Genomic DNA, 9,987 nt, shown 5'->3' with positions numbered 1-9,987 from the left:
CTCCATGACCATCGACCCCACCGCCACCCTCGCCCCCGACGGCACCGTCACCATGACCGGCAGCTACCGCTGCACCGTCGTCGAGCACACCGGCACCGTCTTCGTCGCCAGCAACGTCCTCCAGCACCGCCGGACCGAGGGCATCGGCGGCAGCAAGGCCGTCTGCGACGGGGCCCGCCACCGGTGGCGGAACTCGGCCCGCCCCTACGGTGCGGCGCTGCGGCCCGGCCCGGCGCGGGCGGACGGCACGCTGCTCCAGATGAGCTCCGACCGGGGCGGGATCCCGCTGCCGCGGTTCCTGGCCGTCGTCCACGAGCGGGACATCACGCTGGTGCCGGCCCGCAGGGGCTGAGGCGGCCGCGGCCGGGGCCCGGGACCCCGGCGTCCGGAGCGCCGCCGCGGCGAGCTGCGAGGATGGGAGCGTGACTGGAACTCTCGTACTCGCAGGAACCCCCATCGGCGACGTCGCCGACGCGCCCCCGCGGCTGGCCGCCGAGCTCGGCGCCGCCGAGGTGATCGCCGCCGAGGACACCCGCCGGCTGCGCCGGCTGACCCAGGCGCTGGGGGTGCGGACCACCGGCCGGGTGGTCTCCTACAACGAGGTCAACGAGTCCGCCCGGACCCCCGACCTGGTCGAGGCCCTCGTGGGCGGGGCGCGGGTGCTGCTGGTCACCGACGCGGGGATGCCGTCCGTGTCCGACCCCGGCTACCGGCTCGTCGCGGCCGCCGTGGAGAAGGGCGTCAGGGTCACGGCCGTGCCCGGCCCCTCGGCCGTGCTCACTGCGCTGGCGGTCTCGGGCCTGCCCGTGGACCGGTTCTGCTTCGAGGGCTTCCCGCCCCGCAAGCCCGGCGAGCGGCTGAGCCGGCTGCGCGAGGTGGCCGGCGAGCGCCGCACGCTCGTCTACTTCGAGGCCCCGCACCGGCTGGACGACACGCTCGCCGCGATGGCCGAGGTCTTCGGCGCGGACCGCCGGGCCGCCGTGTGCCGGGAGTTGACGAAGACCTACGAGGAGGTCAGGCGCGGCCCCCTGGCCGAGCTGGCGGCCTGGGCGGCCGAGGGCGTCCGGGGCGAGATCACGATCGTCGTCGAAGGGGCCCCCGACAGGCCCGAGGAAGTGGACCCCGCCGAGCTCGTCCGGCGCGTACGCGTCCGGGAGGAGGCGGGCGAACGCCGCAAGGAGGCGATCGCGGCCGTGGCGGCGGAGACAGGCCTACCCAAGAGGGATGTGTTCGATGCGGTCGTAGCGGCAAAAAATGCCGCACAGCGGGATTGACAGTAAGGTAAAGGGCTAACCTGAAAAGCAAAGCCCTGGCATGGCAGCCAACGCTTTCGGGCATGGAGCCGCCAAGTTTGTCCCAATTCGTGGGTCAGGCTGCTGCGCCGTCGCCGGGATGGGCGTTCCCTGGTGGTGGGACGTCCGGTCCCGGAGAGACTTGTCCAGCGGACAAGAGGAGCTGCCATGAGCGAGACCGCAGGAGCTTCCAGCGGAGCCCAGCCCGCGACCCGCACGGTGACGGAGCAGACCGCCGCCGCGTTCGAGCCGGCCCACGAGTCGTATTCCTTCGTCTGCATGCGATGCGGGAGCGGCTGGGAGCAGTCGTACGAGATAAGGCACCACGTGGACGCGAAGGGCCTGCCCTTCGTCCTCTACTACGCGGACGGCCGGCGCGTGCCGTCCCCGCTGACCCGCCCGACCTGTGTCAACTGCGGTGCGCACACCGTGCGCATCATGCGGTCCGGACAGGTGTCCGTGGTCGCCGACGCCCTGCATCTGGCCGAGCGCACCTCCGTCCCGGCGACCCTCCAGGCGGCCGCCGGACCGCTGCCGAACGCCGGCTCCCACGAGCCCCACGAGCCCCGCGAGGGTCACCACTGGCACCTCGCCGACCTGCTGCGGCCCTTCCACCGGAAGTGAGCCCGGTCGCGCGCGATCCCTAGAATCACGCGTTCCCTAGAATCGCAGCCATGGCATCGAACAACGGCCCGGTCAGCGGCGAGCGGAAGAAGAACGACAAGGACACCCCTCCGCCGCTCCCGGCACCGTTGTCCGTGCCCGTCGCCGACTCCCACACCCACCTCGACATGCAGAGCGGCACGGTCGAGGACGCGCTGGCCAAGGCCGCCTCCGTCGGGGTCACCACGGTGATCCAGGTGGGCTGCGACCTGGCCGGGTCGCGCTGGGCGGCCGAGACGGCCGCCGCGTACGAGCCCGTCTGGGCCACGGTGGCGCTCCACCCCAACGAGGCGCCCCGCATCGTCCTCGGCGACCCCGACGGCTGGTCGCGCCAGGGCGCCCGCGAGCCCGGCGGGATGCCCGCCCTGGACGCCGCGCTCCAGGAGATCGACCGGCTCGCCGCCCTGCCCCAGGTACGCGGTGTGGGGGAGACGGGACTGGACTACTTCCGTACCGGACCTGAGGGAATGGCCGCTCAGGAGTACTCCTTCCGGCGCCACATCGACATCGCCAAGCGGCAGGGCAAGGCCCTGGTCATCCATGACCGCGACGCCCACGACGACGTGCTGCGCGTCCTCGCCGAGGAGGGCGCTCCCGAGCGGGTGGTCTTCCACTGCTACTCCGGCGACGCCGCCATGGCGAAGGTCTGCGCGGAGGAGGGCTACTACATGTCCTTCGCCGGCAACGTCACCTTCAAGAACGCCCAGCACCTGCGGGACGCCCTGGCCGTGGCCCCCCTCGACCTGATCCTCGTCGAGACCGACGCGCCCTTCCTGACCCCGGCCCCGTATCGCGGACGGCCCAACGCGCCCTACCTCATTCCGGTCACATTGCGCGCGATGGCCGAAGTGAAGGGCATCGCCGAGGACGCCCTGGCCACGGCGGTAGCGGCCAATACCGCACGTGTCTTCGGATACTGACGCCGATTTCCGCGACACCGTGTGACGATACGACTTTGGTGGGTGATGGTAGCTCCGCTACAGTCCCGGGCCTAGCCGGACCAGTGGAGTGTCGTGAGTCATGCACCGGGCAGCCCCCACGCTGCACCCCGCGCCGCGACGGGAACCCCGTCGTACGACCCGTACGCGCCCCGCGAGCCGTACGGGCCGCCCGAGCCGTACGCCGCGCCGCCGCTGTACGAGCCGTACGGTCACCACGGGGCGTTCGCGCCCCTGGAGCCGTTCGAGGCGTACGAGCCCTACGACCCCTACCGGCCGCATGACCACGGCCCGTCCGGCCCGCCGGAGCGGTACGGCACGCACGGCCCGTACGGGGCCGGGGGTCACGAGGGCTACGAACCGTACGAACCGTATGAACCGCCCGAGCCCTATGAGCCCTACGAGCCGTTCGGGCAGCCGCAGCTCCCCCGGCAGGCGGCCCCTCCGGACAGCCGGGGGCCCGGGGCCCACGACCCCGGGACGGCCGAGGCCCACGGGGCCCACGGCGCCCCCACCGGGTTCGCGGTGGCCGACAGCCTCCCCGTGGCGGGCCCGCCCGTGGCCGGGCCCGTTCCGGACGCCGACCCCGGCCCGGACCCCGGCACCAACCCCGCGGTCCCCGGCGGCCGGGCCGCCTCGCGGCGGGCGGCCGCGGCCGGCGGCCGCAAGCGCCCGGCGCGGAGCGCCGCCCCCCGGCCCGGGGCCGCGGCGGGCACCCGGTCCGGCGCCCGTTCGGCACCCCGCGAGCGGGGCGCCGAGCCGCTGCGACGGCTGCTGCCGCAGGCGCTCGTCGTGGCCTTCCTGGCCGGCGGGACGTCGGCCTTCATCGCCGGCGACAAGGCCGTCCAGCTGAGCGTCGACGGCAAGCCCCGCACCCTCCACACCTTCGCCGGCGACGTCGAGGAACTGCTCGCCGACGAGGGCATGGCCGTCGGCGAGCACGACATCGTCGCCCCCGGCCGCCACCACGACCTGGCCTCCGGCGACCGCGTCATCGTCCGCTACGGACGCCCCGTCTCCCTCACCCTCGACGGGGAACGCCGCCAGGTGTGGACGACCGCCCGCACCGTCGACGGCGCCCTGCGCCAGCTCGGCGTCCGGGCCGAGGGCGCCTATCTGTCCGCGTCCCGCTCCGCGCCCATCGGGCGCACGGGCCTGGACCTGGACGTCCGCACCGAGCGCACCGTCACCTTCATGGCCGACGGGCGCGAGCGCACCGTCCGCACCAACGCCGCGACCGTCCGCGAGGCCATCGAACAGGCCGGCATCGGGCTGCGCGGCGAGGACACCACCTCCGTCGACCCCGAGAGCTTCCCCCGCGAGGGCCAGACGATCTCCGTCATGCGGATCTCCGCCGACGAGGAGGTCAAGGAGGAGCCCATCGACTTCACCACCGAGCGCCACGAGGACCCCTCGCTCTACAAGGGCACCGAGGTCGTCGCCCAGCGCGGCGAGAAGGGCGTCGAGCGCGTCACGTACTCCCTGCGCACCGTCAACGGCGTCAAGCAGAAGCCCAGGAAGATCCGCTCCGAGACCGTCCGGCCGCCCCGCACCGAGATCGTCAAGGTCGGCACCAAGGCCCGGCCCACCACCGTGCAGGGCGCGGAGGGGCTCAACTGGAGCGCGCTCGCGCAGTGCGAGGCGGGCGGGCGGCCCGGTGCCGTCGACCCGTCCGGCACCTACGGCGGGCTGTACCAGTTCGACACCGGCACCTGGCAGTCCCTCGGCGGCAGCGGCCGCCCCCAGGACGCCCCGGCGGAGGAGCAGACCATGCGGGCCAAGAAGCTGTACGTCAGCCGGGGGGCGAGCCCCTGGCCCGTGTGCGGCCGTAAACTTCACGGGTGAGCTCCAGCCCCAGCACAGACGAGTCCGGCGAGTCCGGCGCCCTCCTCGGCCCGGCCGACATCCGCGAACTGGCCGCCGCCCTCGGGGTCCGCCCCACCAAGCAGCGCGGCCAGAACTTCGTGATCGACGCCAACACGGTCCGGCGCATCGTACGGACCGCCGAGGTGCGGCCCGACGACGTCGTCGTCGAGGTCGGACCGGGCCTCGGGTCGCTGACCCTCGCCCTGCTGGAGGCGGCCGACCGGGTCACGGCGGTCGAGATCGACGACGTGCTGGCCGCCGCGCTGCCGGGCACGATCGCCGCGCGGCTGCCCGGGCGCGCCGACCGTTTCGCGCTCGTGCACAGCGACGCCATGCACGTCCAGGAACTGCCCGGCCCGGCGCCCACCGCGCTCGTGGCCAACCTGCCGTACAACGTCGCCGTGCCCGTGCTGCTGCACATGCTGGACCGGTTCCCCAGCATCGAGCGCACCCTGGTCATGGTCCAGGCCGAGGTCGCCGACCGGCTCGCCGCCAAGCCGGGCAACAAGGTCTACGGCGTCCCGTCGGTCAAGGCCAACTGGTACGCCGAGGTCAAGCGGGCCGGCGCCATCGGCCGCAACGTCTTCTGGCCCGCGCCCAACGTCGACTCCGGCCTCGTCTCGCTGGTCCGGCGCACCGAGCCCGTCAAGACGACGGCCACCAAGGCCGAGGTCTTCGCCGTCGTCGACGCCGCCTTCGCCCAGCGCCGCAAGACGCTGCGCGCCGCGCTGGCCGGCTGGGCGGGCTCGGCCGCCGCGGCCGAGGCCGCGCTGGTCGCCGCCGGCATCTCCCCGCAGGCCCGCGGCGAGGCGCTGACCGTCCACGAGTTCGCCGCCATCGCCGAACAGAAGGGCGCCACCCTGTGACCGCCTCCGTCACGGTCCGCGTACCCGCGAAGGTCAACGTCCAGCTCGCCGTCGGCCCGCTCCGTCCCGACGGCTTCCACGACCTGGCCAACGTCTTCCTCGCGGTCGGGCTGTACGACGAGGTCACCGTCACCCCCGCCGACGAGCTGCGCGTCACCTGCTCCGGCCCGGACGCCGCCCAGGTGCCCCTGGACCGCACCAACCTGGCCGCCCGGGCGGCGCTTGCCCTCGCGGCCCGCCACGGCCGCGACGCGAACGTCCACATCCACATCGACAAGGACATCCCCGTCGCGGGCGGCATGGCCGGCGGCAGCGCGGACGGCGCGGGCGCCCTCCTCGCCTGCGACGCCCTGTGGGGCACCGGCGCCTCCCGCGAGGAGCTCCTGGAGATCTGCGCGGAGCTCGGCAGCGACGTGCCCTTCAGCCTCGTCGGCGGCGTGGCCCTCGGCCGCGGCCGGGGCGAGCTGCTGACGCCCCTGGAGGCGGGCGGCGCCTTCTCCTGGGTGTTCGCCGTCGCCGACGGCGGCCTGTCCACGCCCGCCGTCTACGCCGAGTGCGACCGGCTGCGCGGCACCACGCCCGTACCCGACCCGGAGCCGTCGGCCGCCCTGCTGGACGCCCTGCGCACCGGCGACGCGGCCGCCCTGGCGGCCGCCGTCGCCAACGACCTCCAGCCGGCCGCCGTGTCCCTGCGCCCGTCGCTCGCGGCGACGCTCGCGGCGGGCGAGGAGGCCGGGGCACTGGCGGCCATGGTCTCCGGCTCCGGCCCCACGACGGCGTTCCTCACCGCCGACGCGGCCACCGCCGAGAAGGTCGCGGACGCCCTCCGCTCCTCCGGCACCTGCCGCGCGGTCCGCGTCACGTCGGGGCCGGTGCCGGGGGCGACGGTGTGCGGGACCGCCCGCTCATCGGCCTGAGCGACTCATCGGCCTGAGCGACGGATCCGTTCCGCCCGGGGACGCAGCAGCTTCGCACACGGCTTCTCCACGTACTCGTGCAGGAGAACGGCACCGCCCAGTGAGACCGCCATGACCAGGGCGGCGTGCACGACCAGCGGGATGGTGAGGTGGTGCAGCCTCAGGAAATGGCTCGTACTGAAAATGGCCATTTCGTGCAGGAGATAGAAGGCGAAGGAAACCTCGCCGAGGTACACCACGAACCGGTTCCGGAACGGTGACTCCTCGCCCCGTACGTCCGCGCGCGCGGCCGCCGCGATGGTGAGGGTGAAGGGAACCACCGTGACGGCTACCCAGTGGAATTTCTCCGGCATGAGGTGCGCCAGGGCGAAGACGGCTCCCACGGACAGCGCGACACTCGCCACCAGGCCCGGGCCGCGCCAGGCGCCCTTCTTCACCAGCAGGGCGAGCACGATGCCGATGACGAATTCGGCCAGGCGCACCGGCGGGAACATGTACAGCGTGAACTTCGGCTCCCAGCCCGCCGTCCGCAGGAAGAAGCCCATGGTGAAGGGGTGCAGCAGGACGAAGACGTTCCCGAGGCCGACCACGGTCCACAGGCCCGCGAGGGGGAGCCTGCGGATCGCGGAGATCAGCAGCGGGAAGCAGAGGTAGAAGAAGAACTCGCAGCCGAGCGACCAGGAGACGCCGTTGTAGGCGAACCAGCGCTCCGCGTCGTTGGGCACCCAGGCCTGGGTCAGGGTGAGATTGCTCAGCGCCAGGCCGGTCTCCAGCCTCTTGCCCATCCAGACCAGCATCAGCGCCGCGACGCCGAAGGTCACCAGATGGCTGGGGTAGATACGGGCGAAACGCCGCCGCCAGAATCCGGGGGCCGGGTCGCCGGGCCGTGCCGACCAGGCGAGCACGAAGCCCGAGAGGATGAAGAAGAAGGAGACCGCCGTGGGGCCGGCGAAGGTGGCGTCCTTCAGCGCGCGCAGGTGTTTCGCGGTACCGGCGCCGTACTGCTCGTACGAAAAGTGGTAACAGAATATGAGGAGCGCCGCGAACCACCGCAGACCGGTGAGCGATTCCAGCCGGGTCCGCGAGGCCGCCGTCCGGGGGTGCGGAACCGAACCGGTCTGAGGAACGGCCTCCGATATAAGGCTCACGCGGTGTCTTTCTGGCCGGACGGAAATGCGCGGATACGGGCGCGGACCGGGGGAATCTACCAGCGATCTTGCCCTGCGGTGGACCGGGCCGAATGCCGCGCGCGGGGCCGCCCGGGCCCGGTCGGGGGCTCCGGCCGGCCGTGGGATCCTGGAGTCAGTCCCATCGAACAAGGAGCGGCAGCGGCATGGCAGCCAACCTGGTCAATCTGGAAGCCGTAGACAAGGTGTACGGCACGCGTGCGCTGCTCGACGGCATCTCCCTCGGTGTCAACGAGGGCGACCGGATCGGTGTCGTCGGCCGCAACGGTGACGGCAAGACCACGCTCATCCGCATCCTCGCCAAGCTGGAGGAGGCCGACAAGGGCCGGGTGACCCACGCCGGTCATGTGCGCATGGGCGTCCTCACCCAGCACGACTCCCTGGACCCCGCCGCCACCGTGCGGCACGAGGTCCTCGGGGACATGGCCGACCACGAGTGGGCCGGCAACGCCAAGATCCGCGACGTGCTGACCGGCCTCTTCGGCGGTCTGGACCTGCCCGCGTTCCCGCAGGGCCTGGACACCGTCATCGGCCCGCTCTCCGGCGGTGAGCGCCGCCGCATCGCGCTGGCCAAGCTGCTGATCTCCGAGCAGGACCTGATCGTCCTGGACGAGCCCACCAACCACCTCGACGTCGAGGGCATCTCCTGGCTGGCCGGCCACCTCCAGGCCCGCCGCTCGGCGCTGGTGTGCGTCACCCACGACCGCTGGTTCCTCGACCAGGTCTGCACCCGCATGTGGGACGTCCAGCGCGGCACCGTCCACGAGTACGAGGGCGGCTACAGCGACTACGTCTTCGCGCGCGCCGAGCGGGAGCGGATCGCCGCCACCGAGGAGACCAAGCGGCAGAACCTGATGCGCAAGGAGCTCGCCTGGCTGCGCCGCGGCGCCCCCGCCCGCACCAGCAAGCCGCGCTTCCGCATCGAGGCCGCCAACGAGCTGATCGCGGACGTGCCCCCGCCGCGCGACAGCTCCGAGCTGATGAAGTTCGCCAGCTCGCGCCTGGGCAGGACCGTCTTCGACCTGGAGGACGTCACCGTCCAGGCCGGCCCCAAGTCGCTCATCGAGCACCTCACCTGGCAGCTGGGCCCCGGCGACCGCGTCGGCCTCGTCGGCGTCAACGGCGCCGGCAAGACCTCGCTGCTGCGCACCCTCGCCGAGGCGGCCCGCACCGAGGGCGAGAAGCAGCCGGCGGCCGGCAAGGTCGTCGTCGGCAAGACCGTCAAGCTCGCCTACCTCTCCCAGGAGGTCGCCGAACTCGACCCCGCCAAGCGGGTCCTGGAGGCCGTCCAGCAGATCCGCGACCGGGTCGACCTCGGCAAGGGCCGGGAGATGACCGCCGGGCAGCTCTGCGAGAAGTTCGGCTTCACCAAGGAGAAGCAGTGGACGCCCGTCGGCGACCTGTCCGGCGGTGAGCGCCGCCGGCTCCAGATCCTGCGCCTGCTGATGGACGAGCCCAACGTCCTCTTCCTCGACGAGCCCACCAACGACCTCGACATCGAGACCCTCACCCAGCTCGAGGACCTCCTCGACGGCTGGCCCGGCTCGATGATCGTCATCAGCCACGACCGGTACTTCGTCGAGCGCACGACGGACCGTGTCTTCGCGCTGCTCGGCGACCGGGCGCTGCGGATGCTGCCGCGCGGCCTCGACGAGTACCTGGAGCGCCGTCAGCGCGTCATCGAGGCCGCCGCGCCGCCCGCCCCGGCCGCGTCCGCCGCCGTCAAGGCGAAGCCCGCCGCCGACGCCCGCGCGGCGAAGAAGGAGCTCCAGAAGATCGAGCGCCGCCTGGACCGCATCAGCGAGCAGGAGGCCAAGCTCCACGCGCGGATCGCCGAGCAGGCCACCGACTTCGAGGCCGTGGCCAAGCTCGACGCCGAGCTGCGGGAACTGGCCGGTGAGCGCGAGGAGCTGGAGCTGCGCTGGCTCGAACTGGCCGAGGACGCCTGACGGGACGCCAGGCGCCGGCAGGCGCAACAGTCTCGTCACGGGCCGGTCTCAGGTGGTGGATACATCCGAGATCGGCCCTTGGGGTGTCGGCGCCGGGTGGTACAAAGAACACCCGCTCGCCTGCCGCACACTGGCGGGATTCATGCGGTGCAGCAAGCCCCGGTCCGCGCGTAAAGAGGAAAGCTGATGTCACAGCCGCCGCAGCCACCCCAGCCACCGCAGGGACCGCCGGGCGGAGGCTTCGGCGCTCCCCAGGACCCCCGGGGCGGCTTCGGCGCCCCGGGGGTCCTGGGGCGCGCCGAAGCTGTC

At 73.0% G+C, this 9,987-nt stretch carries 9 protein-coding genes; 8 read left to right on the top strand and 1 reads right to left on the bottom strand.

What is annotated here, in order from left to right; all coding sequences use genetic code 11:
- From K6I33_RS25085 to K6I33_RS25055, 7 genes are all read left to right on the top strand, one after another.
- Positions 1-352: DUF6299 family protein (locus tag K6I33_RS25085; RefSeq protein WP_229356795.1), on the top strand; the 352-nt coding region annotated here is incomplete at its 5' end.
- 70 nt (positions 353-422) lie between these two features.
- Positions 423-1,274, top strand: coding sequence for a 16S rRNA (cytidine(1402)-2'-O)-methyltransferase (gene rsmI / locus K6I33_RS25080; protein WP_229356794.1), 852 nt, complete (start codon positions 423-425; stop codon positions 1,272-1,274).
- A 186-nt stretch (positions 1,275-1,460) separates the two neighbouring features.
- Entirely contained in the window at positions 1,461-1,916 is a 456-nt protein-coding gene (locus tag K6I33_RS25075; RefSeq protein WP_229356793.1) for a hypothetical protein, read from the top strand.
- A gap of 50 nt (positions 1,917-1,966) precedes the next feature.
- Positions 1,967-2,875 (top strand): TatD family hydrolase, encoded by a 909-nt coding sequence (locus K6I33_RS25070; protein WP_229356792.1) that lies wholly within the window; start codon positions 1,967-1,969, stop codon positions 2,873-2,875.
- Positions 2,876-2,968: 93 nt separating this feature from the next.
- Entirely contained in the window at positions 2,969-4,738 is a 1,770-nt protein-coding gene (locus K6I33_RS25065) for a ubiquitin-like domain-containing protein (RefSeq protein WP_229356791.1), read from the top strand.
- On the top strand, positions 4,735-5,625 hold the full coding sequence (gene rsmA, locus K6I33_RS25060; RefSeq protein WP_229356790.1) for a 16S rRNA (adenine(1518)-N(6)/adenine(1519)-N(6))-dimethyltransferase RsmA: 891 nt from the start codon (positions 4,735-4,737) through the stop codon (positions 5,623-5,625). Before K6I33_RS25065 ends, rsmA begins: the two co-directional genes overlap by 4 nt.
- Positions 5,622-6,542: a 4-(cytidine 5'-diphospho)-2-C-methyl-D-erythritol kinase gene (locus tag K6I33_RS25055; RefSeq protein WP_229356789.1), complete on the top strand. Its 921-nt coding sequence runs from the start codon at positions 5,622-5,624 to the stop codon at positions 6,540-6,542. Before rsmA ends, K6I33_RS25055 begins: the two co-directional genes overlap by 4 nt.
- Before the next feature lie 5 nt (positions 6,543-6,547).
- On the opposite strand, the gene K6I33_RS25050 is transcribed toward K6I33_RS25055, so the two are convergent.
- Positions 6,548-7,690, bottom strand: coding sequence for an acyltransferase (locus K6I33_RS25050; RefSeq protein WP_229356788.1), 1,143 nt, complete (start codon positions 7,688-7,690; stop codon positions 6,548-6,550).
- A gap of 185 nt (positions 7,691-7,875) precedes the next feature.
- Between K6I33_RS25050 and K6I33_RS25045 the strand changes: the two genes are divergently transcribed.
- Positions 7,876-9,678 carry an ABC-F family ATP-binding cassette domain-containing protein gene (locus tag K6I33_RS25045; RefSeq protein WP_229356787.1) on the top strand — a complete coding sequence of 601 codons (1,803 nt, stop codon included), beginning with the start codon at positions 7,876-7,878 and terminating at the stop codon, positions 9,676-9,678.
- Positions 9,679-9,987 lie beyond the last annotated feature (309 nt).

The sequence above is a fragment of the Streptomyces sp. UNOB3_S3 genome (genome assembly GCF_020740895.1).
Lineage (GTDB): Bacteria > Actinomycetota > Actinomycetes > Streptomycetales > Streptomycetaceae > Streptomyces.
This window is presented reverse-complemented; position numbering and strand designations above follow the sequence as displayed.

What these genes read in the sequence shown, in the direction of transcription:
- K6I33_RS25075 (WP_229356793.1), top strand. Translation starts at nt 1,461, where the DNA reads ATGAGCGAGACCGCAGGAGCTTCCAGCGGAGCCCAGCCCGCGACCCGC.
- K6I33_RS25070 (WP_229356792.1), top strand. Translation starts at nt 1,967, where the DNA reads ATGGCATCGAACAACGGCCCGGTCAGCGGCGAGCGGAAGAAGAACGAC.
- K6I33_RS25045 (WP_229356787.1), top strand. Translation starts at nt 7,876, where the DNA reads ATGGCAGCCAACCTGGTCAATCTGGAAGCCGTAGACAAGGTGTACGGC.